The 25811-nt window shown below is 67.0% G+C and carries 31 protein-coding genes and 2 pseudogenes; 21 read left to right on the top strand and 12 right to left on the bottom strand.

From position 1 onward, the window contains the following. The 3 genes and pseudogenes from ACP99_RS20380 to ACP99_RS04545 all read left to right on the top strand — a co-directional run. Positions 1-435: pseudogene (locus ACP99_RS20380) on the top strand (hypothetical protein); the annotation flags it as partial. After that, the gene (locus tag ACP99_RS04550; RefSeq protein ID WP_049985466.1) at positions 432-713 is read left to right on the top strand and encodes a KEOPS complex subunit Pcc1; all 282 of its coding nucleotides are present in this window, start codon (positions 432-434) and stop codon (positions 711-713) included. The pseudogene ACP99_RS20380 and the gene ACP99_RS04550, both read left to right, overlap by 4 nt. Beyond that, the gene (locus ACP99_RS04545) at positions 706-1350 is read left to right on the top strand and encodes a 30S ribosomal protein S3ae (RefSeq protein ID WP_049985465.1); all 645 of its coding nucleotides are present in this window, start codon (positions 706-708) and stop codon (positions 1348-1350) included. The genes ACP99_RS04550 and ACP99_RS04545 overlap by 8 nt, the downstream gene beginning before the upstream one ends. A 124-nt stretch (positions 1351-1474) precedes the next feature. Here the strand turns inward: ACP99_RS04545 and ACP99_RS04540 are convergent, their stop codons facing one another. Then, entirely contained in the window at positions 1475-1921 is a 447-nt protein-coding gene (locus ACP99_RS04540) for a cupredoxin domain-containing protein (RefSeq protein WP_049985464.1), read from the bottom strand. A gap of 123 nt (positions 1922-2044) precedes the next feature. On the opposite strand from ACP99_RS04540, the gene ACP99_RS04535 reads away from it, so the two are divergent. After that, positions 2045-2746 carry a protein sorting system archaetidylserine synthase gene (locus ACP99_RS04535; RefSeq protein WP_049985463.1) on the top strand — a complete coding sequence of 234 codons (702 nt, stop codon included), beginning with the start codon at positions 2045-2047 and terminating at the stop codon, positions 2744-2746. Positions 2747-2799: 53 nt separating this feature from the next. On the opposite strand, the gene ACP99_RS04530 is transcribed toward ACP99_RS04535, so the two are convergent. Next, entirely contained in the window at positions 2800-3075 is a 276-nt protein-coding gene (locus ACP99_RS04530; RefSeq protein WP_049985462.1) for a DUF7111 family protein, read from the bottom strand. 114 nt (positions 3076-3189) lie between these two features. Between ACP99_RS04530 and ACP99_RS04525 the strand changes: the two genes are divergently transcribed. Further along, positions 3190-3483, top strand: a complete 294-nt coding sequence (locus ACP99_RS04525; RefSeq protein ID WP_049985461.1) for a DNA-binding protein — start codon at positions 3190-3192, stop codon at positions 3481-3483. Between the two features lie 50 nt (positions 3484-3533). Here ACP99_RS04525 and ACP99_RS04520 read toward each other — a convergent pair whose 3' ends face one another. From ACP99_RS04520 to ACP99_RS04505, 4 genes are all read right to left on the bottom strand, one after another. Further along, entirely contained in the window at positions 3534-3857 is a 324-nt protein-coding gene (locus tag ACP99_RS04520) for a DUF7521 family protein (RefSeq protein WP_049985460.1), read from the bottom strand. Further along, a complete protein-coding gene (locus ACP99_RS04515) occupies positions 3857-4198 on the bottom strand; it encodes an ArsR/SmtB family transcription factor (RefSeq protein WP_156105592.1) in 342 nt (113 codons plus the stop codon). Before ACP99_RS04515 ends, ACP99_RS04520 begins: the two co-directional genes overlap by 1 nt. A 106-nt stretch (positions 4199-4304) precedes the next feature. Beyond that, positions 4305-5558, bottom strand: a complete 1254-nt coding sequence (locus tag ACP99_RS04510; protein WP_197052351.1) for a hypothetical protein — start codon at positions 5556-5558, stop codon at positions 4305-4307. 163 nt (positions 5559-5721) lie between these two features. Further along, positions 5722-6384 carry a helix-turn-helix domain-containing protein gene (locus ACP99_RS04505; RefSeq protein WP_049985457.1) on the bottom strand — a complete coding sequence of 221 codons (663 nt, stop codon included), beginning with the start codon at positions 6382-6384 and terminating at the stop codon, positions 5722-5724. A 181-nt stretch (positions 6385-6565) separates the two neighbouring features. Between ACP99_RS04505 and ACP99_RS04500 the strand changes: the two genes are divergently transcribed. The 3 genes from ACP99_RS04500 to ACP99_RS04490 all read left to right on the top strand — a co-directional run bounded on the left by ACP99_RS04500 (position 6566) and on the right by ACP99_RS04490 (position 9200). Further along, positions 6566-8215, top strand: a complete 1650-nt coding sequence (locus tag ACP99_RS04500; protein WP_231554210.1) for an NADH-quinone oxidoreductase subunit D — start codon at positions 6566-6568, stop codon at positions 8213-8215. Between the two features lie 2 nt (positions 8216-8217). Further along, positions 8218-8514: a DUF7562 family protein gene (locus ACP99_RS04495; protein ID WP_049985455.1), complete on the top strand. Its 297-nt coding sequence runs from the start codon at positions 8218-8220 to the stop codon at positions 8512-8514. An 83-nt stretch (positions 8515-8597) separates the two neighbouring features. Beyond that, the gene (locus ACP99_RS04490) at positions 8598-9200 is read left to right on the top strand and encodes a hypothetical protein (RefSeq protein WP_049985454.1); all 603 of its coding nucleotides are present in this window, start codon (positions 8598-8600) and stop codon (positions 9198-9200) included. A gap of 109 nt (positions 9201-9309) precedes the next feature. Here the strand turns inward: ACP99_RS04490 and ACP99_RS04485 are convergent, their stop codons facing one another. Beyond that, positions 9310-9495: a hypothetical protein gene (locus tag ACP99_RS04485; protein WP_049985453.1), complete on the bottom strand. Its 186-nt coding sequence runs from the start codon at positions 9493-9495 to the stop codon at positions 9310-9312. A 210-nt stretch (positions 9496-9705) separates the two neighbouring features. Between ACP99_RS04485 and ACP99_RS04480 the strand changes: the two genes are divergently transcribed. The 7 genes from ACP99_RS04480 to dph5 all read left to right on the top strand — a co-directional run bounded on the left by ACP99_RS04480 (position 9706) and on the right by dph5 (position 15395). Beyond that, entirely contained in the window at positions 9706-10563 is an 858-nt protein-coding gene (locus tag ACP99_RS04480; protein ID WP_231554209.1) for an alpha/beta fold hydrolase, read from the top strand. 141 nt (positions 10564-10704) lie between these two features. Continuing rightward, positions 10705-11349 (top strand): helix-turn-helix domain-containing protein, encoded by a 645-nt coding sequence (locus ACP99_RS04475; protein WP_049985468.1) that lies wholly within the window; start codon positions 10705-10707, stop codon positions 11347-11349. A gap of 193 nt (positions 11350-11542) precedes the next feature. After that, positions 11543-12616, top strand: a complete 1074-nt coding sequence (locus tag ACP99_RS04470) for a phytoene/squalene synthase family protein (protein WP_049985451.1) — start codon at positions 11543-11545, stop codon at positions 12614-12616. A gap of 124 nt (positions 12617-12740) precedes the next feature. Continuing rightward, positions 12741-13601, top strand: a complete 861-nt coding sequence (locus tag ACP99_RS04465; protein ID WP_049985450.1) for a cytochrome c oxidase subunit 3 — start codon at positions 12741-12743, stop codon at positions 13599-13601. Between the two features lie 36 nt (positions 13602-13637). Beyond that, positions 13638-14219: a DUF998 domain-containing protein gene (locus ACP99_RS04460; protein WP_049985449.1), complete on the top strand. Its 582-nt coding sequence runs from the start codon at positions 13638-13640 to the stop codon at positions 14217-14219. Positions 14220-14327: 108 nt separating this feature from the next. Beyond that, the gene (locus ACP99_RS04455) at positions 14328-14549 is read left to right on the top strand and encodes a hypothetical protein (protein ID WP_049985448.1); all 222 of its coding nucleotides are present in this window, start codon (positions 14328-14330) and stop codon (positions 14547-14549) included. A 66-nt stretch (positions 14550-14615) separates the two neighbouring features. After that, positions 14616-15395, top strand: coding sequence for a diphthine synthase (gene dph5 / locus ACP99_RS04450; RefSeq protein ID WP_049985447.1), 780 nt, complete (start codon positions 14616-14618; stop codon positions 15393-15395). A gap of 34 nt (positions 15396-15429) precedes the next feature. Here the strand turns inward: dph5 and artA are convergent, their stop codons facing one another. From artA to ACP99_RS04430, 4 genes and pseudogenes are all read right to left on the bottom strand, one after another. Beyond that, positions 15430-16353, bottom strand: a complete 924-nt coding sequence (gene artA / locus ACP99_RS04445) for an archaeosortase A (RefSeq protein WP_049985446.1) — start codon at positions 16351-16353, stop codon at positions 15430-15432. Positions 16354-16464: 111 nt separating this feature from the next. Further along, positions 16465-17229, bottom strand: coding sequence for a VOC family protein (locus ACP99_RS04440; protein WP_049985445.1), 765 nt, complete (start codon positions 17227-17229; stop codon positions 16465-16467). Positions 17230-17307: 78 nt separating this feature from the next. Continuing rightward, positions 17308-17730, bottom strand: a complete 423-nt coding sequence (locus ACP99_RS04435) for a TIGR04206 family protein (RefSeq protein ID WP_269319648.1) — start codon at positions 17728-17730, stop codon at positions 17308-17310. 85 nt (positions 17731-17815) lie between these two features. Next, a pseudogene (locus tag ACP99_RS04430) lies at positions 17816-18927 on the bottom strand (OBG GTPase family GTP-binding protein). Positions 18928-19060: 133 nt separating this feature from the next. On the opposite strand from ACP99_RS04430, the gene ACP99_RS04425 reads away from it, so the two are divergent. The 3 genes from ACP99_RS04425 (at position 19061) to ACP99_RS04415 (ending at position 21988) form a co-directional block, all read left to right on the top strand. After that, entirely contained in the window at positions 19061-19426 is a 366-nt protein-coding gene (locus ACP99_RS04425; RefSeq protein WP_049985443.1) for a DUF7541 family protein, read from the top strand. A gap of 63 nt (positions 19427-19489) precedes the next feature. After that, positions 19490-19972, top strand: coding sequence for a DUF6684 family protein (locus ACP99_RS04420; protein ID WP_049985442.1), 483 nt, complete (start codon positions 19490-19492; stop codon positions 19970-19972). A gap of 270 nt (positions 19973-20242) precedes the next feature. Beyond that, the gene (locus ACP99_RS04415; RefSeq protein ID WP_049985467.1) at positions 20243-21988 is read left to right on the top strand and encodes a cbb3-type cytochrome c oxidase subunit I; all 1746 of its coding nucleotides are present in this window, start codon (positions 20243-20245) and stop codon (positions 21986-21988) included. 78 nt (positions 21989-22066) lie between these two features. Here ACP99_RS04415 and ACP99_RS04410 read toward each other — a convergent pair whose 3' ends face one another. Beyond that, entirely contained in the window at positions 22067-23203 is a 1137-nt protein-coding gene (locus tag ACP99_RS04410; protein WP_049985441.1) for a TIGR04053 family radical SAM/SPASM domain-containing protein, read from the bottom strand. A gap of 430 nt (positions 23204-23633) precedes the next feature. Here ACP99_RS04410 and ACP99_RS04405 point away from each other — a divergent pair, with 430 nt between their 5' ends. The 3 genes from ACP99_RS04405 to ACP99_RS04395 all read left to right on the top strand — a co-directional run. Further along, positions 23634-23921 carry a DUF7520 family protein gene (locus tag ACP99_RS04405; RefSeq protein WP_049985440.1) on the top strand — a complete coding sequence of 96 codons (288 nt, stop codon included), beginning with the start codon at positions 23634-23636 and terminating at the stop codon, positions 23919-23921. Between the two features lie 63 nt (positions 23922-23984). Then, a complete protein-coding gene (locus ACP99_RS04400) occupies positions 23985-25256 on the top strand; it encodes a Single-stranded DNA binding protein (RefSeq protein ID WP_049985439.1) in 1272 nt (423 codons plus the stop codon). Further along, positions 25253-25811, top strand: a 559-nt coding sequence (locus tag ACP99_RS04395) for an RPA family protein (protein ID WP_394324856.1), incomplete at its 3' end; no start/stop codon positions are given. The genes ACP99_RS04400 and ACP99_RS04395, both read left to right, overlap by 4 nt.

Raw genomic sequence — 25811 nt, 5'->3', positions numbered from 1 at the left:
GGCGTCGCGCTCGCGCTCGGTCACGGCGGCCGCGACGCCGCCGTCGACGCGTGGCGCACGCACGGGACCGCGGTTCACCGGGCGCTCGACGAGGCGCACACCGGCCGCTACGACGGCGTCTTCGCCGTCCGGGCCGACGTCGCCGACGGTGTCGAGAGCGCGTCCGACAGCGCGGTCGTCGCCCGCCTGGGTACGGTCGCGCGACTCGCTCGCGACTTCCGCTCGCCGGAGCCGCTCGTCGTCGCCCTTGGCGACGGCGTCGCCGCGGTTTCGGCGGTCGACTCCGGCGCGTCCGCGGCCGCCAGCGCCCTCGCGTCCGAGTTCGGGCGCGACGGGGCGGCTTGGACCGGCGACGCGACGGAGGCCAGCGCGCGGTTCGACGCCGACGCGGCGGAAGCGGATCTCATCGCTGCGATCAGGGAGGCGGTACGATGACCGACGGCACAGACACACAGCCGACAGCGGACGCGACCCGCGAGTGCGGATCGCGAACGGCCCGCCTGCGGACGACGCACGCCGACGCCGAGACGGTGGCGGCGGCGCTTCGCCCGGACAACACCGACTCGATGCGGATGCGCGTCGAGGGCGACGCCCTCGTGACGCGCATCGAACGCGAGACGACCGGCGGGCTCCAGTCCACGGTGGACGACACCGTGGTCAACCTGACGGTGGCCGACGCCATCGTCGACACGACAACCACACACTATGAGTGAACGATCAGTTTCGAAGCAGAAGCGCGGAAAGCGATGGTACACGCTCATCGCACCGGAACAGTTCGACCGAACCGAACTCGGCTCGACCTTCGCGGACGAGCCCGAGAAGGTCGACGGCCGCACCGTCGAGGTCACCCTCGGCGACATCACCGGCGACCAGGGCGAGAACAACACGAAGCTCACCTTCAAGGTGAACGAGGTCACGAGCGACGCGGCGTACACCGAGTTCGTCAAACACGAACTCGCGCGCGACTACGTCCGCAGCCTCGTCCGCCGCGGGGCCTCGAAGGTCGACGTCGCGATCACGGTGCTGACGACGGACGATTACCGCGTCCAGCTCCAGCCCGTCGCGTTCACGACCAAGAAGGCCGACCGGAGCCAAGAGAAGGCGATCCGACGCGTGATGATCGACCTCGTCGAGGAGGCCGCCGCCGAGCGGACCTTCAACGAGCTCATCGACAGCGTCATCGAGGGGCGGCTCTCCTCGGCGATCTACGGCGAGGCGAAGACGATCTACCCGCTCCGCCGCGTCGAGGTCCAGAAGCTCACGCTCGAGGCCCGACCCGAAGAGGTCGCCGCCGAAGAAGAGGCCGCCGTCGACGTCGACGAGGAAGACGTCGCGGTCGACGACGCCTGATTCGGTTCGCGGACGACCCGCAGACGACCCGTTTTTTCACCGCGTCGGCAGCGACGAGCCGCCGGCTCGTCGTGGCAGTTCTCTGATCTCACGTGGTCGGACCGGCGCTCCGCGCCCGCTGCGACTACTCCTCGACGACGATCGTTCCGACCATCCCGCCCTGCTCGTGGGGGATGCAGAAGTACTCGTACTCGCCGGGGACCTCGAACGTGTGCGACCACGTCGCGCCGCTGTCGATCGAGCCGCCGAACTCCGAGCGGAACGCTTCGCGGGCCGCCTCCGTCGAGTCGTAGTCGCCGGTGGCGAAGAACTCCGCGTCCTCCGGGATCCCGGAGTCGTAGGCGGTGATCGTGTGCCCGCGCGAACTCGTGTTCCGCCAGACGACCGTCTCGCCGACCTCGATCGTGAGCTCCGGCGGCGTGAACGCGGAGGCGGTCATCCCGACGTCGTAGTCGTCTTCGGCGCTCGAACTCGAACAGCCGGCGAGGCCGACCGTCACCGCCGCGACGGCTCCGCCGAGCACTCGCCGACGCGAGAGCCGCTCGTCCCCCGAGGCGCGCTGCCCTGTCATACGTCGGACTCGGGGAGCGACGGCTAAATGTGGCCCGGTCCGTCGCCGCCGAGAGGGTGGACCGCTCCCCCATCTCCGACCCGGATGTAAAGAGGTAAACCCGTCCTCCGAGTCGGCCGTGATATGAAGCCGCGGTTCGTCGGTCGCGTCGGCCTCGCGGACGCGGTGACGGTCTCGAACGCCGCGCTCGGGTTCGTCGCCGCCGTCGCCGCCACCGTCGACGTCGAGCTCGCCGCGCGAGTCCTGCTGTTGGCGGCCATCGCCGACGCGCTCGACGGCGTCGTGGCGCGCCGTCGCGGCGGGACCGCGGTCGGCCCGTATCTCGATTCCCTCGCCGACGTCGCCTCCTTCGGGGTCGCTCCCGCGCTCCTGGTGACGATGTCGGTCGCGGAGACGTGGGGGGTGGCGGATCTCCGCGGCGCGGTCGCGGTCGCGGGCGGGGCGCTCTTCGTCGCCGCCGCGGTGACCCGACTTGGACTCTACACGGCGTACGACAGCGACGCCGCCGAGACCGAGGGCGTCCAGACGACGCTAGCGGCAACGATCGTCGGCGCGTCCGTGCTGGCGGGGTTTACGAGCCCGGTCGTGTTGGTCCCGCTGCTGTACCTGCTCACCGCGCTGATGCTCGCGCCGATCACGTACCCCGACCTCCACGCGCAGGACGCCTTGGTGATGGGTATCGTGCAGGCGGCGGCGATCCTCCTCGGCGGGCGGATGGGCGAACGCCTCGTCGGGTCGATCGGCGAGGGCTTCGCCTACGGGCTGCTGTTCCTGTCGCTGGCGTACCTCTTTTTCGGCCCCCGGTTCTACTGGCGACGGGATTGAGCGGCGCGCACGCCGGACGAGCGCGTCGCCGTCGACGACTTCGTCGCCCGGGGTTACATCCCCATATCGGCGGCGGCGTCCGGGACGGGGAGGTCGTGCGGGGAGACGCCAAGTAGCTCCGCGGCGTGGTCAAGCGCCATATCGAACCCGTAGTAGCGTTCGAGTTCGTCGCCGTCGGCGCTCGGTCGGACCTTCAGCATCGCGTAACCGTCGACGTTCTGCGCGATGGCCGCGCGCTTTCCGTCCGCCTCGAAGGTGAGCAGTCGCTCGGTGTCGGTCTCGCTGTACCGCGCGGTGATCCCGTTCGCGGTCGCCTCGTGGTCACTCATACGCCGAGTTGGCAGTCCCGACAGTCGAAACTACCGATTCGTGACGGTCGCCGTCGCGACAGTCGCCAGGGACGAAGCGAAAGGAACGTGGGCGTCCGCTCGAATCTGTGACCGATGTCGCAGTGGCTCCAGAGCGGTCGACGGCGGGACTTGTGCGCGCTGCTCTACGAGGCGGGCTCGCTCCGCGGGCAGAAGCTCAAGACGGCGCTCGAACGGCACTACGAGGTACGTATCGATCCCCAGTCGTTCTACGGGAGCCTCGACGCGCTCGTCGACCGCGGACTCCTCGCCTGCGAGACCGAGGGGATCCACGACGTCTATCGGCTCACCGAGGCGGGCGTCGACGGCGTCGAATCGCACCACGCGTGGCTCACCGCGCGGGTCGATGGTCGGATACAGGACGACTGAGGGGGAGTGTCAGAGGGGGACAGCCGACGGCGGACGGGCGACGCGATTTGTCACCGGTTCGTCGCGAGACGCAGCGAGTACGCGATACACGCCAACCCGACGACCTGCGTCACTCGCACGAACAGGCGGAATATATTCTGGAAGTGGATCGGAACGATGCGAAACGCGAGTAGCCCCTGCCCGGCGACCGCGAGCACATACGTCACCCCGAAGAGGAGGATCATCCCGACGGAGAGCCAGCGCATCGACTGTTCGTCGTTTCGCCGAAGGCCACGATACGCTTGATAGCCGATGTAGAGCCCGATGACGGCAGACACCGTCGCTGCGAGGCCCGCAAGCAAGCCGACGGGGGATCCGAATCCGACTCCCGACATCAGAGCTTCCCCCACAGCCGAGTCAGTTGGTCCGCGATGTCGTCGCTACGACGGTCAATCTCCCACGACAGGTCGCCATCGCGAATCGTGAGCTCGAATCGGTCCAGTCTGGAAACGTACACCGTTTCGTGGTGGCCGTCGGACCGCGGGCGCGTGCGTTCGGTTACCAACTCGGCGTCGGTCAATCGGTCCAGACGTCGGTAGATCGACGACGTGGAGACGCCACAGCGATCACTGAGTTCGTTGGCCGAGCGAGGCGTCTCGCTCGTGGCGACCAGAATCGATCGGGTGTGGTGGTCGTCGAGGAGCGAGACGATGGTCTCGAGATCGGCGTCGGCCATCTCTCGCTCACCTGTCATCTGCCTTGTGCATAGTTTGTGGGGATGTGAGTCGAAAGCAGTGCGGCGAGGGCGCCGGCGATTCAGGAGCACCGAGCGGACGGCTGTCTCAGTCATCGACCGCACCCCGAAATTGGAAGCCGAAGAGGCTGTGAAAGGCGACATCCTCGGCCGAGTACACGAGACTCGCGCCCGTCGCTCCCGGGTCATCGCTCAGATCGATCGTGGCTTCCATCCCCGATTCGACGGTCTCTGTCCCGCTCCAGAGCGGTCGTTTGTCGATTTTCCCGGGAGCAGACGGGCGATCGATGTCGTAGAAGAGGCGTTCAGCGGGGACAGACTCGCCGGCGTGATGTTTGAGCGTGACGCGTTCGTTGTCTGCGTCGTAGCTGGCACCCCAAGTCACCTGTGGGAGTACATACTCGGACGGGGTCTCGCTCGCTCCGGTCACCGGGACTCGCGTCTCGACCGTCGCAAGTCGATCATCGAGTTCCACATCGAACGCCTCGGCACCGTCGATGAACCGGTAGTCGTGGTCTTTCAGCGCTCGTTCGAGTGCGTCTCTCGTCGGGACTCGATCGGCCTGCCGGTAGTAGTACTGCACGACCTGATAGGCGATGTCGTCGTCGAACCGAAAGGCATCGGCCATCATCACCGGTCGGCCCGTCGGATCTTGGATTTCCGTGTTGACGCCGAGGTACGGATTACCGCCCGCAGCCGTCGTGAGCGCGTTGAACTCGGGGGTTTCCTCGTGATATCGGGCGCGTGAGCCTGTTCTCGCGTCGACGAGCGCCTCCAGATTCGGCGATTCGTGATGATATGCGCTCGTCCACACGACGACGTCGTCGCCGACGGCGACGCGGCGTGGGACGTCTGAGCGGGCGAACGTCGTGTAGCCCCGATACGCATCCGTGTTCTCGTAGCCACTGTTCTCGATGGTCTGGACGACCTTCGGGCGAGGGAACGTGGCCTCGATGACAGTCCCGAAGTTCCCGCTGACGAGTCGATCGTAGTTCGCGAAGCCGATGCCGAAGTAGTCGAGGCTCGCTTTGAGGTGTGCCCGTCCGGCGACGAACTTTTCGGGGGCTCCCGGCCGTGGTTCCGTCGAATTCATCGTGACGAAGTGATAGTCCTCGACGGCCTGCTCGACAGCCGATGGCGCCGGGAGACACTTCCGGTACGTGGGGTCGCTTGCGGATGGGACGCTGAGACGCCCATAGCGCTGGCCGTCACCGAGGGGTGGGAGGCCGGATACACAGCCAGCAGTCGAGACAGCGAGCGATGTTGCGAGTGCGGTACCGCCCGCAGCGAGGAGTTGACGGCGAGTCGTGTCGGTGGAGGACCGTTCTGCGTCGGGGGACATCCTGCACCTCGACTACGGACGGCCGAATCGGTATAACTACTGCATCGACTGCGGCTGGGCACAGTCCGGCGATGGGTTTTTGTAGTGATCCTGCTCGGCGACCGCTGACCGACGGCGATGCGGCCTGTCGGCCTCGCTGATACACCGGGGCGTAACCCTCCCCTCAGAGAGGCTGACCGGCGATTTTGTGCGCGAACTGGGCGTGTGCTTTCTGCAAGTGGCTGGACGCCGTACTGGAGGCGCACCCCAACTCGGCGGCGACGTCTGCAACGGTCGCAGTTCGCGGAACGTCGTAGTACCCGAGGTCGACGGCGACGGCCACGGCTTCGCGTTGTCGCTCGGTCAGTAGTGACGCGGAGACGTCCAACCCCTGTTCGTACGTGCTGATCTGTTCGACGCGCACGTCGAACTCGGCGGGGAATTCGTCGACGACCGCTTGCGCGTCCGCTGGCCGGCCGATGATGTCCATTCTCGTTTCCCCGTCGTCCGTGAATTCGATCGGCGGAATCGTGAGGACGCGACGGTGGAGGAACGGTTCGCGAAACGCGGCGTCTTCCTCGCGGGTCGCGTGCTCGACGTACGCGTAAAACGATTCGTCGTCCAGGCGGGCGGTCGCGTAGTCGACGACGAACGCCGCCTCGTCGAGCGCAGCGGTGTACGCTTCCCTGTCACCGACGACGCGGAACAGGACCACGTCGATCTCGTCGGGCGTCGTCGACCAGTTCCACAACTGCGCCAGCGACGCGTCGTCGCTCTCGATCAGAAACTCGTGCATCGGGTTCCGAGATGCGGGCGGTTCGCGAACAGTGAGTTGGAGGTACTTCATCTCTCGATCGGCTGACCCTATTAAACGACGCGAGTGTGTCCGGCTAAATGATTTTCCTACTGAATTGATTACCGTCAGACGTGATGAACGTAGGATTTACGGCGCATAAGACGCGTTCGACCGAAGTTGGTACCGGGTGGTGAGTGGGATGAGTCTGACGGATCCAACGCGATCAGGAAAGATGGCGGATCGCACTTCGGACCGCGTCGAGTACGACGAGATTGCGGCACTTCTCGGAGACCGTGTGCTCGCCCGCGAAGATCACGTCAACGCCGACGGGGTCGTGATCCGTCCGGATGCAGTGCAGGAGGTTCTCCGCATTCTCAAGACCGAAGCCGGCTTCGACCACCTTTCCTGTGTCACCGCACAGGAGTACCCAGACCGGTACGAAACGATCTATCACCTGAAGAAATATCGCGATCCGACTCAGGAACTCTCAGTCGTGGTCCCGACACCGAGCGAAGAGCCGACGAGTGAAAGCGCTGCACCGGTGTTTCAGACCGCTGATTGGCACGAACGCGAGGCCTACGACTTGGTCGGAATCGCGTACGACGACCATCCAGATTTGCGACGGATTCTCCTTCCTGAAACGTGGCAGGGCCACCCGCTGGGACAGCAGTACGATCAAGACCGCCCACAGATCGTCCCGCTGGAGGAACACGCCAACCCGCTCGATGAGGACCATCGAGAGTCGGGTGCGGCGTCGGACACGATGTTCCTGAACATCGGCCCGCACCACCCCTCTACCCACGGCGTGCTTCACGTGGAGGCCGTGCTCGACGGCGAAACCGTGGTCGACGTAGAGCCGGACATCGGCTACATTCACCGATGTGAGGAGCAGATGTGTCAGCGGGGAACGTACCGGCATCAGATTATGCCGTACCCCGATCGGTGGGACTGGAGCGGTGCGGGTCTGCTGAACGAGTGGGCGTACGCCCGGACGGCGGAGACGCTCGCCGAGATCGACGTCCCGGAGTACGCGAAAATCGTTCGGACGATGTCGGCGGAGCTCTCGCGGATGCTCGCTCACTACCTCGCCGTCGGGACGTACGCGCTGGACGTCATCGGTGAGTTCACCGCGTCGTTTATGTACGCGATCAAGGACAGAGAGCGGGTGCAGACGCTCTTAGAGGACCTCACGGGGCAGCGATTGATGTTCAACTACTTCCGGTTGGGCGGCGTCGCGTGGGACCTCCCCGAACCGCGCGGGGAGTTCCTCGAAGCGGTCCGCGAGTTCGTGGAGACCGTTCCGGAGCGCATCGAGGAGTATCAGGACCTCCTCATCACCAACGAGGTGTTCCAGATGCGGACGGTCGATACCGGCGTGCTCGATCCCGCCGCCGCCAAGTCGTACGGTTGTACGGGGCCGGTCGCCCGCGGGTCGGGAGTCGATTACGACCTCCGGCGCGACGACCCGTACGGGTACTACGACGAACTCGACTGGGACGTCGTCACGCGGGACGGCTGCGACAACTTCGCTCGCGTGCTCGTCAGACTCTACGAACTCGCCGAATCCGCGAAGATCATCGAGCAGTGTGTCGATCTGCTCGCGGAGTGGCCGGCGGCCGATCGGACAGTGCAGGCGAACGTCCCGCGAACGATCAAGCCGGACCCCGACACCGAGATTTACACAGCCGTCGAGGCGGCGAAGGGCGAACTCGGGATTTACATTCGTGCGGACGGCACGGACACCCCCGCGCGGTTCAAAATCCGTGGACCGTCGTTCTCGAACTTGGCGGCGCTCCCCGAGATGGCCGAAGGGGAGTTCATCGCCGACCTCGTCGCCACCATCGGCAGCCTCGACACGATTATGGGGGAGGTCGATCGGTGACGATGACGCCGATTCGTTCGTTCCGCCAAGCGTCCGACGAGGAGGTCGTCTGCGTCGTATGCGGCGAAACGGTCGAGCGAGCTGACGCTCGCGAGTACGACAAGTACGGCGACCGCTGGGACCGCGACGGGAAAACGTTCGAGTACCTGTGTAAACCGTGTCATCGAGAGTGCTGCCATCAACCGCGAACCGGGCTCGAAGAGACACTCATCCGTGCGAACGCCGGAGAAACCGACAGGGAGTCTTTCCTTCGAGCGTATCAGCGACTCGTCGCTGACAGCCGCCGAACCGACTCATAAGCGCACATCGGTCGGGAACCGAGTTTATCGTGTTCCGACGTGAAATCCAAACGATGCCCTCCTCCAATCGACTTCCAGACGCTGTGGCAAGCACCAAAATCCTCAGCGGCCTCGCCGTCGCGCTGGCCAGTCTGGCCGCTGTCGCCCTCTTGTTTCCGCATCCACTGGCGGACGCGTTCTTCACTGCGTGGGTCGTTTTCGCCGTGATCCTCGCCGGAATCGGAGCGATCGGTGCGTGGACACGTCGGCGGGCGCTCCTGTGGGTGGCGGCACTCCTGCTTTCGGGGCTGAGCGTCATCGGGATGTGGTCGATCGGCGCGCTCCTCGCTCCGGCAGCGTTCGCGATGCTCGGTGCTGCCGCGGTGTCTCTTCGGGCCGCCCCCCGACCCGGGAGCCGAGAATCGATTCTCGCCGAGCCGCCGTCCGACCTCGACATCGTTCGGCGGGTGCCCGCTGGCGTGGCTCTCGCGGCGCTCGGGGCTGGTTTAGCATACGACGGGATCGTTCGCCGAACGCTGTTCACTCGTGGCTGTCTCAACGAGACGCTCGGCTGTGCCCTCGCGGTGACCCGTTGGGACGCTGTCGGCCTCGCTCTCGTGGGATTGACGGCGGTCGCCATCGGCGGTCGACTGATTTGGCGGCAGGTCACTATCGGGTGGGTGCTCGCGACCGCCCACGAGAGATAAGCTCGGAGGGCGGATCCGTCGCAACGGCTCGAACGATGGGCCCGTCACAGCGGTCGGACAGCGCAGCCGACTCGTTACCACATTGTACTGTGGGTTCCAGCGGCTGTCTTCAACTCCGAGAGATGAGCTCGAAGAACACGAGTCCCGCGGCGACGCCGATCCCGACCGCAACGCCGAGTACCAACGCCCCGCTGATCGATCCTTCTCGGAAGAATCCGATGACACCTGCCAATCCGGCGGTAGCGACGACATAGCGGAGGGCACGTCCGAGCGCGAGCGGGGTTCGATCGGCCATACGAAACGGTATCCCAGCGTCATACTCAACCTTCGGTTCGCGACCTCCTGGCGTGTCGGTTCGCGATCCCCTCGCGTGTCGACCGATCAAACGGCTCCGAAAACGCAGTTCAATAAAAACCCCCGGACTGATACGGCACCAATCCATCACGGATAGCGGGCCTTTCTCGAAGTAATGACAATGCAACGCGCTGAACCGTCGCGTAGGCCGGTGACACGAGACAGTGGGCGAACAGCGACCGTTTCGCTGTCGGGATCGCAGACGCTTGCGTACACGACGTACGGCGCGGCGGACGGGACGCCGGTACTCTTCTTGCACGGCACGCCGGGGTCGCGGCGACTCGGAACATTGTTCGATGCCGTGGCGCGATCGAACGGCGTTCGCCTTCTCGCGGTTGACCGGCCCGGCTACGGTCGATCCACACCGCGGCCGGGGCGGTCGGTGGGGGACGCGGACCGGTTCGTCGCTGCCGTCGTTGACGATGTCGGTGTCGACACCGCGAGCGTGGTCGCGTTCTCGGGGGGTGCCCCGTACGCCCTCGCGAGCGCGGCCGCGCTGCCCGGGCGGATCGACCGACTGGACATCGTTGCCGGGGCAACCCCGCCACGGGTAACCGGCGACCGACCCGTCGTACAGCGACTTGCTGGCGGGATGGCGACGACGACTCCGCGGCTGCTCCGTGGGGCGTTTCGCGCCCAAGCGTGGCTCGCACGGCGGCGCGACCCGTCGTTCGTCACCTCCCAGTACACCGCCGGCGACGCGAGCGAAACGGTCCCCGAGCAAGCGGCCGCGGTCGTGCGCGAGGACTTCCTCGAAGCGTTTGCCCGGTACCGCAGCGGTGCTGTAACCGAATTCCGTCACACGATGAGCGAGTGGGATGTCGATTTCGGAGAGATCGAGACAGAGGTCCGTCTGTGGCACGGGACCGCCGATACCAACGTTCCGATTGCGGCCGTCCGGCGGCTCGAATCGATACTGCCGACCGCCCACCTCCGGGTGCTCGACGGCGCGGACCACCTCCAGACGCTTCTCGACGCCGTGCCACAGATCTTGGAGGACTACCGATGACAGCAACGGCGGGATTTCACGAGTCGGGACCGTTCCCCGCCGTCGGGACGCTCCCGACAATCACAGCGCATCGACCGACGCGCGGGTGAGCGGAACACGAGGGTTGATATGTCAGTCGACAGAACCCCGTTCACCGACGGAATGAAACGCGTCCAGTTCTCCGCGAGGTACCCCGACGAGTTCGTCCATCCCCTCCACCAGCAGATCATCGACCACGGGCCGATCACCCGTGCGGAGTTACTGATGTGGAGTCCCACGGCGGACGCGACGACCCTGTTTTGGTGCGACGGGTGCGCGGACGCGACAGCGACAGCGATCGACGCGATCGAGTCCCTCGTCGTGCGGACACTGGTCGCGGAGACCGACGGAACGTACGCGTTCCTCAGGCAGAACGCGTTCGAGTTCGCGCCGGTGTTGCTCGACGCTATCGCCGACGCGCGGGTCATCTTTCTCCCCCCGGTCGTGTTTCGCGACACCGGAGCCGTCCGGTTCGAGGCGGTCGGCGAAGCGTCGGAGCTCAGTTCGTTTCACGGGGAACTGTCTGATCACATCGGGCTCACGATCGAACGCGTCCACGAGTTCGAGCGGCGAGACTCGCCATCACGACTCACCGACCGGCAACGGGATGCGTTGGAGACGGCCGTCGCCGTCGGATACTACGAAATCCCTCGCGACGGGACGGTCACAGATGTGGCCGCGCGCTTGGGGTGCTCGACCAGCACGGCCGGCGAACTGATCCGGAAAGCCGAGGCCGCGGTGATCCGCGAGTATGCGGAGTCGAGGTGAGCGTCGGCAGCGCGGAGTCGTCGCCGAGAAGGACAGCGCCCCAATCGTTGTTTCGACGCTGTTTCGGTGCTGCGTCCGATCCCGTCCGAAACAGCCCCACGGCCTCGCTATCCGGTTCAGTGAGCCGAACGGCGACGACACCGCCGGCCCACGAAGCTTTTTATCCCGCCCTTCGTAGGGGTGGACACTCCGAATGTCTCAGCAGGATGAACGCCCCCGAGTCGACCAAGCCGACCTCGAGTGGTGTCACGAGTCGGTCCAAGGGGTCTCCCGCACCTTCGCGCTCACGGTGGACGTGCTCGACGAACCGATGTCCTCGTACATCTGTCTCGGGTATCTCGTCTGCCGGATCGCAGACACCGTCGAAGACGCCTCGCACATTCCCCCCGCAGCACAGGCCGACCTCCTCAGAACGTACGACGCGGTTCTCGACCCCGACGACGAGACGGACGCGGCGGCCTTCGTCGCCGAGGTCGAACCGTACCTCCCCGAGGAAGAGATGACCGCCGACTGGGAAGTCGTCCGTGACTCTCCCAGAGTGCTCCGGACCTTCGGGAGCCTCCCCGAAGACGTCCAGCAGGCCATCGTCCCGCCGGCCAGAGAACTCGTCCAGGGGATGGCCGAGTTCGTCGAGCGATACGAAGACGACGGCGGCCTCCGGATCAAGACCCGCAGCGAGTTAGAGGAGTACTGCTACTACGCGGCCGGCACCGTCGGCAACCTCATCACGAACCTCGTGACGCGACACGACCTCGCGGCCGACCGCCGCCGACGGCTGTACGACACCGCCGAGGAGTTCGGCCTGCTCCTCCAACTCGTCAACATCTCGAAGGACGTCTACGACGACTACACCGCCGAGGACAACGTCTACCTCCCCGCGGAGTGGCTCCAGAGCGCTGGCGTCCCGCAGGAGGAGGTCATCGACGACGCCCACGAGGAGGAGGCCGCCTCGGTCGTGCGCCGTACCGCCGAGTTCGCGGAATCGTTCCTCGACGACGCGCAGACGTACCTCGAAACGGTCCCGCTGCGGGACGGCAACACGCTCGAAGCGTGGGCGATCCCGTTCCTGCTAGCGGTCGGGACCCTGCGTGAACTGCTCTCGCGTCCGGAGGACGCTCTCTCCTCGACGGGCGTGAAGATCTCCCGGCAGGAAGTGTTCGCGGTCGTCTCCGAGATGCGCTCCGGGGAGAGTCGCGACTCGCTCGAGGAACTGCGCCGCGACATCGCGGCGGGACCGTATCACGCGTCGCTGTCGAACGCGAACTGAGGGATCTCACCGCCGGCGGCGCGGCGACGTCGACACCGCAAACGCCGGTCCGGCTCGGCGCCGACGCGATATCACCCCGCGTCTTTTGGGAGGCTTTTTAGTCGTCGGATCGAAAGGCACGCCTATGGGTACCGAAGAAGCACACGACGACCACGGACACCACCTCCCCGCGGTGGAGGATTGGCCCCGTGGGTTCGGTGAGGCGAGTTGGTGGCCGTTCGTCACCGCCCTCGGGGCGGCGGGCGTCTACGTCGCCGCCGCGCTGTACATCCTCGGCCGCGGCGAAAGCGCGATCGTCAGCCCGATCGCCGGACCGGCAGCGCTCGTTGCCACCGTCGGAATCTTCCTCGTCGGACTGTACGGATGGGTGTATCACGCCTTCGTAGTCAAGTACTGGGAGCGCGACGCCGACGCGAAGGGCGCGAACAAGCTCCGCTGGGGTATGCTCGCGTTCCTCGGCTCAGAACTCGCGACGTTCGGCGCGCTGTTCGGATATTACTTCTACATCCGCGCGGGCGAGTGGGGATCGATGCTGACCGGCGTGCCGGACCTGACGACGTCGCTCGTCATCGGGAACACGCTCATCCTGATCCTCTCCTCGGTCACGCTGCACTACGCGCACGTCGGCATCCGCAACGACGACCGCAAGAAGTTCCTCGGCGGTCTCGCCGTGACGCTTCTGCTGGGCGTCATCTTCATCGGCGGGCAGGTCCTGGAGTACTACGAGTTCATCGTCCACTACGACTTCACGCTCACGTCGGGCTTCTTCGCCTCGGCGTTCTTCGGTCTCACCGGCCTGCACGGCCTGCACGTCAGCCTCGGTGCGGTGCTCCTCGGCATCGTCTTCGTCCGGGCGCTGATGGGGCAGTACTCGGCCGAACGGCACGTCTCCGTCAGCACCGCCTCGATGTACTGGCACTTCGTCGATGTCGTCTGGGTGTTCCTCGTCGTCGTGCTCTACGTCGGCGCGGAAGTCGGCGCGTAACCGCGGCGAACCGATTCCGTTTCTCGCGATGATTCGATGACTGCCGGAGACACCACCTCGCCCGCCGCGCGCCTCGCCGGCCCGGTCGGAGCGATCTTCACGAGTTCGGCCATTCTGACGGCGACGCTTCTCTCACCGGCTTTCACGTGGACGGACAGCGCCCTCTCGGATCTCGGCGTCGCCGCCGACCCGCTCGTCGCGCTGCTGTTCAACGGCGGCCTCGTCGTCGGTGCCGCGATCGGGCTCGCGTACGCGCTCGCGCTCCGCCCGCATTCGTCTGCCCTCGCCATCGGCTACGCGCTCTCGGTCCTCGCGATGGGCCTCGTCGGCGTCTTTCCCGCCGGGACGGATCCGCACTTTCCGGTCGCGATCGCGTTCTTCCTGCTCGCGACGGCGACGGTGACGTGCGACGGCTGGCGGCGGCGCGCGTCTGCGACCGGTCGCGCGAGCCTCGTGCTCGCGGCTGCTCACGTCGTCGGATGGACGCTCTGGTCGTACGGGGTCCGCCCCGGCGACGGCTTCGCGCTGCCCGAACTCGGCGGCGTCGTGATGTTCGGCGCGTGGCTGCTGGCGCTCGCGCCGCCCTCGCAGTGGTGGTGGCGTCGAACGTCCCGGTGAGCGCGACGCCGACCCCGCGGACGCGCTCGAACTGACGCCGCCGAAAGCGCCCGCGGCGCCGCCGCGGAAACCGGACCAGTTTTCACACCTGTCGCGTGAGTGTCGCGTATGTCCGCAGAGGAGTCCGACGACGAACCCACGGTCCCGATCGTCTGCGAGGCCTGCGAGACGACCTCGCGGGTCCCGCTCTCGGAGCTTCGCGAGTCGATCGACCGCCACAACGAGCACCGGCACGACGGCGAGGAGATCGCGCAGGTCGACCCGGTCCTCGCCGACGCCCTCGCCGACGCCGTCGCGGACGATCTCGGCCTGTACGACGACGACGCATAGCGAGAGTGGGATAGTCGACCGACGCGCTTTCACGCCGCTTATAGGCGTTCGCGACCCACCTCGGCTATGCTCACGTTCATCGGCCTCGGCCTGTACGACGAGCGCTCGATCACCGTCGAGGGACGGGAGGCGCTCGCCGACGCCGACCGCGCGTTCGCGGAGCTCTACACCAGCCACCTCGTCGGCGCGACCGTCGACGACCTCTCGGAGGCGCACGACGTCGACATCGAGGTCCGCGACCGCGCGGGCGTCGAACAGCGCCCCGGGGAGATCCTCGACGCCGCCGAGGACGAACACGTCGCCTTCCTCACCGCGGGCGACACGATGATCTCGACGACGCACGTCGACCTGCGCCTCCGCGCGATCGAGCGCGGTATCGACACCCGCGTCGTCCACGGCGTCACCGCACAGACGGCCGCCAGCGGCCTCACCGGGCTCCAGAACTATCGCTTCGGGAAGGCCGTCACGCTCCCGTTCCCGTACGCTCACGGGGCCGACGGCGTCCCGCAGAGCGTCGTCGACTCCATCGAGGCGAACCGCGAGCGCGGCCTCCACACCGCCGTTTACCTGGACATCAAAGCCGACCGCGACGAGTATATGACCGCCGACGTCGCGAGCGAGATGCTCGCCGACGGCTGGGCGGACGTCCTCGGCGTCGTCGTCGCGCGCGCGGGCAGTCCGGACCCGCTCGTCGCCGCCGACCGCCTCTCCGCGTTGGCCGAGCGCGACTTCGGCGACCCGCTGCACCTGCTCGTGATTCCCGGGGACCTCCACCACGTCGAACGCGACGCGCTCGCGACGCTCGGTGGCGCGCCCGAGGACGTGCTCGCAGAGACCGAAGCCTGATTTTCGCCGCCGACCCGCGCGCTCGACGACGGATCTACGCTCTCGGCCGATCGAGTCCGAGGTCCGACGCGAGATCGTACTCGTCGCCGGTCACGAGAAAGAGCACGTCCTCGATGATCGTCAGCAGTTCGGGCAGTTCGCGGACGACGAGGTAGGTGATCCCGATGAGGACGACCACCGCCAGCATCTGGCTGATGATCCGATCGGAGATGAAGAACGAGACCATGTAGGGGTCCGAGGAGCCGAACAGGAAGAGGATCTCGTCGACGAACCACTGCATGTACTGCTTTCCAAAGGCGATCGTGATGAACGTCGTCCGTAGCAGGTTCAGTCCGTAGATGATCGGCACCGCGACCGCGAGCCCGCGGAGCTTCCGCCCGATCGGAGCCTCGACGGCGGCGATGAGTCCCGCGAAGATGGCGATGCTCCCGAGTCCGGTACACGCGAGCACGACCTCCACGGTCAGCCGGTGGTCGCCGTCCCAGAAGACGAAGGTGTTGTAGAAGCCCTCCTCGCTGTGGATCATCTCGGGGTGGTAGCCGAGCGCGTTCACGAGGAACTCCGTCTGGGCGGCGACGACCTCCATCAGCACGCCGCGCGGGGCGGGGATCGTGAGCCCGAAGAGCGCGAACGCCGGGATCGTCTCGAACGGCAGGTAGATGATCCCCATCGCCGCGACGGCCCGCGAGAGCACGAACAGCGAGTCGCGACCGCCCCACAGCAGGTAGCCGGTGTACAGCGACGCCGGGACGGCGACGATCGAGAGCAGCCCCTCGACGTAGCTCTTGTGGACGAACGCGAAGTGCGGGACCAACTGCAGCCAGAAGACCGCGAAACCGACCCACGCGGCGACCGTCACGTAGCGTGCGAACCGCTCGTTCCGCTTCGCAGAGAGCACCCCGACGGCGAACGTCAGGATGACGACCCACGCGAGCGCGTCGGAGAGCAGTCCGGGCATAGGTGCGAGAACGGAGTTGACGGATAAATCCCTTGTCGTTCTGTGTGGGCGGATCGCCACACCGACGGGGAGTCGCGTCGGCCGCGGCGGCGACCCGTTGGCCGCGTTGCGCTAGGGCTCCAGAATCTCGATCTCGTGGCCGTCGGGGTCCGTCGTGAACGCGTAGCGGTCGTCACAGGAGGCGGGATCGCGGTAGTCCTCGGCCTCGCGCTCCATCAGCGTCTCCCAGTAGTCGTGGAGGTCGTCGGCGCGGACGCAGAGGTGACCCCACGCGTCGCCCATCGTGTACGAGCGGCCGTCGTAGTTGTACGTGAGTTCGACGGTCATCGCGGCGTCGGAGGCCCCTTCGGGCTTCATGAAGTAGTTCGCGAAGGTGTCGGACTCCCAGCGGCCGTCGTGCTCGTACTCGAACTTCCGCGTCCAGAAGCCGATCGCCTCGTCGGCGTCCTCGACGCGGATCATCGTGTGGTCGAGACTCCAGGTGGGGAGGTCGGCGTCGCGCTGGACGATCTCGACCTCGTGGCCGTCGGGGTCTTTCACGAACGCGTAGCGGCCGCCGCAGGACTCGGGGTCGCGGTAGTCCTCGACGCCCTCGTTCATCAGCTGTTCGTAGTGCTCCTCGAGTTCGCCCTCGGGGACGCGCACGGCGATATGGCCCCACGCGTCGCCCATCTCGTAGGTCCGGTCGTCGTGGTTGTACGTGAGTTCGAGCATCGCGCCCTCCTCGTGCATCTCCTCGGGGCCGAGGTAGACGTTGGTGAAGGTGTCGGCCTCCCAGCGACCCTTCTCCTCGTAGTTCAGGTGCGTCGTGTACCATTCGAGCGACGCCTCGAGGTCTTCGACGCGGATCATCGTGTGATCGAGTACTCCGGACATACGCGGGCCAACGACCGCGGGCGGAAAAAGGATGCCGGACTGTGGTCACTCGCGTCGGTCGAAACACGCGGCGCGCCGTCACTCGCGATCGTCGTCGCCCCCGCCGAGGGCCGGCCAGTAGCACCACCACGCCGCCGCGAGCAACGCGACGGTTCCGAGCGGCCACGCGGTCCGCGTCGGTTGCACGGAGAAGCCCCACGCGAGCCGCGCCTGCAACGCCGCGGCGACGACGAGCAGCCCCGCGGTGACGCGCGGGTCCTCCCGCGAACCCAGCCAGCCCGCGACCGCGCTCGCGAGCGCGAGCCCGTACGCGACCACCGAGAGCGGCCACGCGAGGATGTACTCGGGGAGCCCGCGCGTGTACACGAACAGAAATCGATAGATCGTCGTCACCGACAGTGGATCCGTGTTCAGCAGTCCCCACGCGAACAGGAACGTGACGTCGCGGCCGCCGAACGACTGGATCGACCACGGCACCGCGGCGAGCGCGAGCAGGAGCAGGACGGTCCGCGCGTTCGAGCGCGACCCCGAAGCGACTCGGGCGGCGGAACAGACACGGTCGATGAGAGCGACGCGAGGGATCGAATCACTTCCTGGCGACGACGCGCAGGATGTCCTCGTCCTGCAACTCGTGGTCGCGGCCGACCTGCTGTTCGTCGTGCTTCGCGCTCGGGCCGGTCACGCGGGCGAAGCGAAACCGCTCGTCGAGCGTCCCGCCGAGCTTTCTGAGCGCGTCGTCGACGGTGTTCTTACCCTCCATCAGTACCAGCGGTTCCTCGTAGTCGACGCCGCGCCCCGGTTTGTCCATGTACACGCGGATGAGCCCGAGCGCGTCCCAGAGCTTCTCTTTGAGCGCGTCCAGTCCCTTCTCCGCCTCGGCACTGATGAAGACCGCCTCCTCGGGATCGACGCCGACCTCCCGGAGGTTCTCCTCGACGGTCGGCAGGTAGTCGCGGTCGATCAGGTCCGCCTTGTTGACGGCGACGATCGACGGCAGGTAGACGCGGTTGTCCATGATGGCGTCGATGAGTTCGTCGATGGAGACCTCCCCGCGAACGGTCACGTCGGCGTTGACGTAGCCGTGCTCGCGGAGCACCTCCGCGATCGTGTCGTCGTCGAGGTCGACGCCGTCGGCCGTCGTCACGTGAATGCCGCCCTTGCCGCGCTTGGAGATGGTCACGCTCGGCGGGGACGTATCGAGGCGGATCTTGTTGTCGTACAGTTCCTCCTGCAGCCGCTCGTAGCGCTTGATCTCGAAGACCGAGAGCAGAAAGACGACCAGGTCCGCCGTCCGGACGACCGAGAGGACCTCCTTGCCGCCCCCGCGGCGCCCGCGGCCCCCTCGATGAGCCCCGGAACGTCGAGGATCTGGATGTTCGCCCCGTTGTACTGCAACATCCCGGGGTTGACGTCGAGGGTCGTGAACTCGTACTCGCCGACCTCGCTGTCGGCGTTGGTGAGCGCGTTGATCAGCGTCGACTTGCCCACGCTGGGGAAGCCGACCAGCGCGACGGTCGCGTCGCCGGTCTTCTCGACCGCGTAGCCGTGGCCGCCGCCGCTGCCGGACTGGTTCTCGAGTTTCTCTTTCTTCTCCGCGAGCTTCGCCTTCAATCGGCCGATGTGCGCCTCCGTCGACTTGTTGTACGGCGTCTCGGCGATCTCCTCGCGGATTTCCTCGATCTCTTCCTCCAGTCCCATCGTATACCCGTTCGGCTATCTGCGTCGAAAAAGGTGTTCTTTCCGAGCGCGCGGCGACGCGGTCAGCGCCTCGACCCGACACCGGAGTCACGGAATCGAAGCCCTTTGTACCTCTGAGTACCTACGGCCGGTAATGGACGCAGAACCGGGACTCTCTGACCAGTATCGGATGGCGAGCCCGTGGCCGGTGTTCGTCGCACTCGGGATCCCGATCGCGGAGCTCGGGATCATCTTCGGGCTGTTCCCGCTGTCGGTCGGCGGACTGCTCCTGTTCGGGGGCAGCGCCGCGGGGATGGCCTTCGAGTCGGGGTACGCGAAGACGCCGTGGCGCGGCCTGTTCGGCGTCGCGGTCCCGCTCGCCGCTCTCGGCGCGGCGTTCGTGTTCACCGCCATCGACCTCCCCGACCGTGGCATCGCCATCGCCGCCGCGGCCGCGATCCTCGCCGCCGCCGGGATCGCCGGGACGCTGTTCTCGCCGACCGAAGCGCCCGAGTACTGACGGCCGCCCGCTTCGCGGCGGGAAACCAACAACCTATTTGATTCTCCGCCGGAACGGGCAGGTATGGCGAACAAGATCTTCGACCGGGACACCCTACTCGACCTCACAGTCAACGTCGTCCCGCTGTTCATCATGGCGTTCTTCGTGGTCGCGTTTGCGGTGTTCTCGCCGTTCGGCATCGACCCGCTCGCGTCGTCGATCCAGTTCGGGCTGTTGGCCGTCCCGTTCGTGCTGCTGGCGATTCTGACGTACTTCGCCGGGAAGGCGGTCGCCGGGGCCGAACTGCGCGGCGAGGTCTACCTGCCCGGGCAGGCCGGCGTTCGGGGCGCGGAACCGCTCGAGGAGACCGAACACGGCGAGGCGGAACTCGACGCCGGGACCTCGACCGCCGCCGTCGAGGGCGAGGCCGACGAACGCGACGCGGCGGACGAGTCGGCCGCGTCCGAGGAGGAAACGACTGACGAGGCCGACGCTGGCGACACCAACGCTGACGACGACGCCGAAACTGAGGCCGCGGACGACGCGACCGACGACGAAGCGAACTGAGACCGCTCACCGACCGGCGTCGTTTCTCGGCTCGGTACCGCTCCGGATCACACCGCTCTTTTCGCACTCGGCACTCCCCGCTCTCTCCCGCTTTTCTCTTCTGTTCGCACCGGCGTGAACTGACCGAGAGTCCCTCTCTCAGCCTCGTCTGCGGCCGACGGGACGGACTGTCGGAAACCGCCGAGGCAGCGCCGTCCCGAACCTTTCATTACCTTTCGTTCCTCAGACTTCCCTATGGAGGTCAACGGACAGTTAGCACTGACGGTGCTCATGGGGCTCTTCCTCGTGGCCGTCGCCGCGTGGCTCGCGCGGGTCGAAAATTGGCGCTCGTACACCCCGGTCGCGGGTGGCGGTGCCTTCGGGCAGAAGGAAAGCTACGGCTCCGAAGAGAAACCGTCCGGCGTCATTCGCTGGCTGACGACGGTCGACCACAAGGACATCGGCATCCTCTACGGCGCGTACGGTCTCACGGCGTTCGCCGTGGGCGGACTGATGGTCGTCGTGATGCGGATCGAACTGATCGATCCCGGGATGTCGCTGATCTCGAACACGTTCTACAACTCGCTGATGACCAGCCACGGCATCACGATGCTGTTCCTCTTCGGGACGCCGATCATCGCGGCGTTCGCGAACTACCTGGTGCCGCTTCTCATCGGCGCGGACGACATGGCGTTCCCCCGGATCAACGCCATCGCCTTTTGGCTGCTCCCGCCCGCGGCGCTGCTCATCTGGGCGGGCTTCTTCCCGCTTCCGAACGTCATCCCCGCACAGACCGCGTGGACGATGTACACGCCGCTTTCGGCTGGAGCTGGGGCCGGTAACCAGGCCAACGCCGGCGTCGATCTGATGCTCCTGGGGCTGCACCTCTCGGGCGTGTCGGCGACGATGGGGTCGATCAACTTCATCGCGACAATCTTCACCGAGCGCGGCGACGACGTCTCGTGGGCGAACCTCGACATCTTCTCGTGGACGATCCTCACCCAGTCGGGGCTCATCCTGTTCGCGTTCCCGCTGCTCGGCAGCGCGATGGTGATGCTGCTGTTCGACCGCAACTTCGGCACGACGTTCTTCGCGGGCGAGGGCGGCGCGATCCTCTGGCAGCACCTGTTCTGGTTCTTCGGTCACCCCGAAGTGTACATCCTCGTGCTCCCCCCGATGGGGATCGTCAGCTACGTCATCCCGCGGTTCTCCGGACGCCGGCTCTTCGGGTTCAAGTTCGTCGTCTACTCCACGCTCGCGATCGGCGTCCTCTCGTTCGGCGTCTGGGCGCACCACATGTTCGCGACCGGGATGGACCCGCGGCTTCGCGCGTCCTTCATGGCTGTCTCGCTGGCGATCGCGATACCGAGCGCCGTGAAGACGTTCAACTGGATCACGACGATGTGGAACGGCCGGGTTCGGCTCACGACGCCGATGCTGTTCTGCGTCGGCTTCGTCTCGAACTTCATCATCGGGGGCGTCACGGGCGTCTTCCTCGCGTCGATCCCGATCGACCTCGTGCTCCACGACACCTACTACGTCGTGGGTCACTTCCACTACATCGTGATGGGCGCGATCGCGTTCGCCGGGTTCGCGGGCCTGTACTACTGGTTCCCGCTGTACACCGGTCGGATGTACCAGAAGACGCTCGGAAAGGCGCACTTCTGGCTGTCGATGATCGGAACGAACGTCACGTTCTTCGCGATGATCCTGCTCGGATACGGCGGGATGCCGCGGCGCTACGCGACGTTCCTGCCGCAGTTCGCGACGCTGCACCAGGTCGCGACCGTGGGCGCGCTCTTGCTCCTCATCGGCCAGATCATCTTCGTCTGGAACTTCGTCCAGTCGTGGCTCGAAGGCCCGGAAGTCGAGGACGGCGACCCGTGGAACCTCCGCGACTCGGGGCTGTACACCGCCGAGTGGGACTGGTACGACAAGAAACTGGAGACGGCGATCGCCGACGGCGGCGAGACCGACGACGCCGCCGAGCCGATGCTGACCGACGGCGGCGACGTCGACGACGCGGCCGACGAGTAAGGCCGAACTGCGGTCTCCGGCTGTTTTTTTCACGGGCGTCGGCGACGACACCCACCAGCCCAACGACGACGCCACGGTTCAGTCCGCTGACGACGTTTCCCGTCCGCCGAAGGACTGCTCCGGCAGCGGGCCGTCGTACCCGTCAGGCACGTACGCACAGAGCGGATCCGCTTCGAGCGGGTCGCCGGTGTACGCGAACGCCCGCGACCGGCTCCCGCCGCAGACGTGGCGGTACGAGCAGGCGCCGCACTTCCCGCGCAGCGCGTCGGGATCGCGGAGCGATCTGAATAGCTCGGAGTCGCGGTAGACGTCGACGACGCTCTCCGCGCGGACGTTTCCGGCGGGCTCCGGGAGGAACCCCGAGGGGTAGACGTCGCCGACGTGGCTGACGAAGGCGAACCCGTCGCCCGCGGTGATGCCCGTCCGGCGGCCGATCCCGTCCGGCGGACCGCCCGGATCGTCGTCCGCGCGCGCCGACCGGTCCGAACCGCGGGGGCGCTGGATAGCGACCCGCCGGTAGTGCGGCGCTTCGGTCGTCTTCACGCCGAAGGGGGCCTCGTCGGCGACGCCCGAGAGCCACTCCATCACCGACTCCGCCCGGTCGGGGTCCAGCGGCGTCAACACGCGGCCGCGACCCACCGGCACGAGGAAGAAGACCGACCACAGGGCCGCGCCGAGATCGCCGACGAGGTCCCTGACCGCGGGGAGTTCCCCGACCGTCTCCGCGCACACCGTTGTGTTGATCTGGAGCGGGAGCCCCGCCTCGCGGGCTGCTCTGGCCGCTTGGACGGTCTGCTCGAAACTCCCGGGCTCCCCCCTGAACTCGTCGTGTGCGGCCGCGGACCCGCCGTCGATACTGAGCGCCATCCGGCGGAGTCCGGCCTCGTCGAGCGCCTCGATCCGTTCGCGGGTGAGCGACGCCGTGCCGCTGGGCGTCAGCGTCATCCGGAGGCCGACGTCGGTCCCGTAGTCGACGAGATCGACCGTGTCATCGCGGGCGAGGGGGTCGCCGCCGGAGAGGACGACGAGCTGTCCCTCACCGAAGCGTCGCGCGTCGTCGAGCAACGACTTCCCCTCCGCCGTCGAGAGTTCGTCGGGGTGTCGGCGCGGCTTCGCGTCGGCGCGGCAGTGCTTGCACGCGAGGCCGCACGCCTGCGTGACCTCCCAGATGAGGACGAACGGGCGCTCGTCCGTGTCGATCGCCCGCGGGTTCATCGCCGGACCTCCGCGTCGCTCGGTGGCTCCGTCGTTCGGTGGGTCGACGCCGCGCTCCGGGCCGACGAACCGTCGTGGCTCCTCGTCATACGCCCGTCTTCGGACCCGTCCAGAGAAAGCGACGTCCCGAACACTTTCGGGCCCGAGGCGAGGTGTTGGGACGCGCAGTCGATTCGCGAGAATGACACCGGTCAGGTCGCGAGAATGAGGCCGGTCGCGAACATCAGCACCGCGATCGCCGTCAGGATGAGCGCCAGGAGGTCCGTATCGCGCATATCGGGGCTTCGACCCGCGCGCTCAAAGGTGCGTCGGTTACATACACGCGTCTGGGTGCAGCGCGGGGTCGTCGCGTTCGGAGCGCGCCGTCGACGGAGGCGACTACCGAGCGTCGAACGCGTGTCTTTTCAGCGTCGGCGACGCACTCTGCGACGTGAGCGACACAGAACACGAGGCCGCCGACGCCTCCGCGCGCGGCCACGACGGCCCGCGGCTCGTCGTCGGGCTCTACGCGATTCTCGTCCTCGTCGCCGCCGTCGCCGGGTTTCTGACCGGGACGTTCGTCGACGGCCTCGACGCCCCGCGGTTCCTGTTCCTGATTCCGTTTCCGGCCTCGCCGCTCGGGTTCGCCGCCTACGGCGGTCTGACGGTGGCGCTGGTCTTGGGGGTCCCGCTGACGCTCGTCGTCGCCGTCTCTCAGCGGATCGACGACGCGGCGTGAGCGATCGAGCGGGCCACTCACCAGCGACCCTTTTTATCCTATGCGGCTCAAGTACCGCTGAATATGGACGTAGACGAACACGCCGAGGAGCTCGCCTCCGCCCTCGGAGTAGACAAAGCGGAGGTCAAATCCGACTTGGAGAACCTGCTGTCGTACAGCGTGCCGATCGACGAGGCCAAACAGAGCATCCGCCGCAAACACGGCGGCGACGGTGGCGGCGACGCGACGCCGACGACCAAGGACGTCGCGGACGTCACGCCCGAGGACGGCAACGTCACCGTGACCGTGCGCGTGCTCTCCGTGGGCCGGCGGTCGATCAGGTACCAGGGCGACGAACAGGTGATCCGCGAGGGTGAGTTCGCCGACGCGAGTGGGAAAATCTCCTACACCGCGTGGGAGGACTTCGGCTTCGAGCCCGGCGACTCGATCACCGTCGGCAACGCGGGCGTCCGCGAGTGGGACGGTCGTCCTGAACTGAACATCGGTCAGTCCTCGACGGTCGCCGTCGAGACGACGCCGGTCGAGACGCCCTACGAGGTCGGCGGCGACAGCGACCTCGTCGACCTCCGGTCGGGCGACCGCGGCCGGAACGTCGAGGTCCGCGTCCTCGAGTCCGAAGAGCGCGTCATCGACGGCCGCAACGGCGAGACGACGATCCGCTCGGGCGTCGTCGCCGACGAGAGCGGGCGGCTCCCCTTCACCGACTGGGAGGCGCGCACGGAGCTCCGCGAGGGCCACGACTTCCGGTTCGAGGACGTGTACGTCCGGGAGTTCCGCGGCGTCCCGCAGGTGAACCTCTCGGAGTTCACGACGGTCACGCCGCTGGCCCGCGAGGTCGAGGTCGACGACGAAGCGCCGCGGATGGCGATCGCCGAGGCGGTCGGCTCCGGCGGACTCTTCGACGTCGAACTCGTCGGCAACGTCCTCGAAGTCCGCGACGGATCGGGTCTCATCGAGCGCTGCCCCGAGTGTGGCCGGGTGCTCCAGAACGGCCAGTGTCGGAGCCACGGCGACGTCGAGGGCGAGGACGACATGCGCGTGAAGGCCATCGTCGACGACGGCACCGGGACCGTGACCGCCGTCCTCGACCGCGACCTGACGGAAGAACTCTACGGCGGCACGATGGAGGAGGCGATGACGGCCGCCCGCGAGGCGATGGACAAGGAGGTCGTCGCCGACGAGATCCGCGAGCGGGTCGTCGGCCGCGAGTACCGCGTCCGGGGCAACCTCTCGGTCGACGACTACGGCGCGAACCTCGAAGCCGGCGAGTTCGAGCGCGCGGAGGACGATCCGGGTGCGCGTGCGAGCGCCCTGCTCACGGAGGTGCGGTCGTGAGCGACGCCGTCCAGGGCCGGGAGGTCGCCCGCCGACTCTTCGCCGCCGAGTTCGACGACGCGACGCTGTCGTACTCGGAGGGCGACGACGAGCGCGCGCCGAACTACGTGGTGACGCCGACCGGCGCGCGCGTCAACCGGCTGTTCGCCGTCGGCGCGCTCACGGAGGTCGAACAGGTCAACGAGGAGATCGTCCGCGGCCGCGTCGCCGACCCGACCGGCGTGTTCGTCACCTACGCCGGCCAGTACCAGCCGGACGCGATGGGCTTTCTGGACCGGGCGACGCCGCCGTGCTTCGTCTCGCTGACGGGCAAGGCGCGGACCTACCAGCCCGAGGACTCCGATCGGATCTTCACCTCCGTCCGCCCGGAGAGCCTCAACGAGGTCGACGCCGACACCCGCGACCGCTGGGTCGTCGCCGCCGCGGAGGCGACGCTCGAACGCGTCGCGACGATGGCTGCCGCCCTCGAGTTGGACGTCCGCGGCGACGACCTCACCGCGGCGCTGGAGGCACGGGGCGTCGATAGCGCGCTGGCGCAGGGCGTCGCGCTCGCGG

Source organism: Halobellus rufus, from assembly GCF_000739575.1.
Lineage (GTDB): Archaea > Halobacteriota > Halobacteria > Halobacteriales > Haloferacaceae > Haloquadratum > Haloquadratum rufum.
Note: the sequence above shows the minus strand (reverse complement) of the source record. Positions and strands in the feature narration are given on the sequence as shown.